The 1,604-nt window shown below is 68.0% G+C and carries 1 protein-coding gene; it reads left to right on the top strand.

The features are described from left to right. Nucleotides 1-1,604, top strand: a 1,604-nt coding sequence (locus tag GRF61_RS24050) for a condensation domain-containing protein (protein WP_169153139.1), incomplete at both ends; no start/stop codon positions are given.

The following is a 1,604-nucleotide window of genomic DNA, read 5'->3' on the forward strand; positions in this document are numbered from 1 at the left end:
TCCTACGCGCAACGTCGGCAATGGTTCCTGTGGGAACTGGACCGTGCCAGCACGGCGTACCACATCTCCGGGGGCCTGCGGCTCAAGGGCGAGGTGAACCTGGATGCGCTGCAAGGAAGCTTCGCGGCGCTGGTGAGCCGGCACGAATCGCTGCGCACAGTCTTCCTTGCCGACGACCAAGGACTGGCCCAGCAACACATCCAGGCCCAAGGCCAACCCGCCTTCGAACTGATCGACCTGAGCGGCACCCCGGCGGAAGAAAGCGAGGCGCGCGCGCGAGCAGCAGCCGAACGGCTGCACTCGACCCCCTTCGACCTCGGCCAGGGCCCGCTGCTGCGTATCGGCCTGATCCGGCTCTCGGCGCAGGAACACCTGCTGATCGTCGTGATGCACCACATCATCTCGGACGGCTGGTCGATGCAGATCCTGGTGGACGAATTCGTCGGCCACTACCGCGCCGCGCTCGAAGGAGGCCAGGCAAACCTCTCCCCGCCCTCCATCCAGTACGCCGACTACGCCCAGTGGCAACGGCAATGGCTGGAAGCCGGCGAAAAAGCCCGCCAGCTCGACTACTGGCAAACCCAGCTGGGCACCGAGCACCCCCTGCTGCACCTGCCCACCGACCACCCCCGGCGCGCCGACGGCCGCTACAGCGCCGCCCGCCGGACGGTCAGCGTTCCCGAGCCGCTCACGCACAAACTGCGCAAGCTCGCCCAAGCCGAGCACACCACCGTCTTCGTCACCCTGCTCGCCGGCCTGCAAGCCCTGCTGCACCGCTACACCGGGCAGGAAGACATCCGCATCGGCGTCCCCATCGCCAACCGCCACCGCATCGAAACCGAAAGCGTGATCGGCTTCTTCGTCAACACCCAGGTCCTGCGCAACTGCATCGGCAGCCGCGACCGCCTGGCCGACGTCCTGGCGCGGACCCGCGAAGCCGCCCTGGGCGCCCAGACCCACCAGGACCTCCCCTTCGAACACCTGGTCGAAGCCCTGCAGCCCGAACGCAGCCTGGGCACCCCCCCCCTGTTCCAGGTGATGTTCAACCACCTGAAGCACGATGCCCGCGCCCTGCAATCGCTCCCCGGCCTGACCCTGGAAGCCTACGAGCTGGGCGCCAAAGCGGCGCAGTTCGAACTCACGGTGGAAGCGCTGGAACAAGCCGGCGGCGGGCTGAAGTTGAGCTTCATCTACGCCCGGGAACTGTTCGACCCGGAAAAAGTGGCCCGCCTCGCCGGCCACTACCTGGCCCTGCTCGAAGCCTTGGCGGAGGAGCCCGGCCAAGCGGTATCCGAGGTCGCGTTGCTGAGCGCGGCGGAACGCGAGCAACTCCAAAACTGGAGCCAAAACGGCGACCGCCCGGCAAGCGCGGCGCTGATCCACCGGCTGATCGAAGCGCAGGCGGCGGCCCACCCGGACGCGGTGGCAGTGATCTTCGGTGAAGCGCAGCTGAACTACGGCGAGCTGAACCGGCGGGCGAACCAACTCGCGCACCACCTGACCGGGCTGGGCGTCGGCCCGGAAGTGAAGGTGGGGATCGCGGTGGAGCGCTCCTTGGACATGGTGGTGGGCCTGTTGGCCATCCTGAAGGCGGGCGGGGCGTA

The sequence above is a fragment of the Azoarcus sp. TTM-91 genome (genome assembly GCF_012911025.1).
Lineage (GTDB): Bacteria > Pseudomonadota > Gammaproteobacteria > Burkholderiales > Rhodocyclaceae > Azoarcus.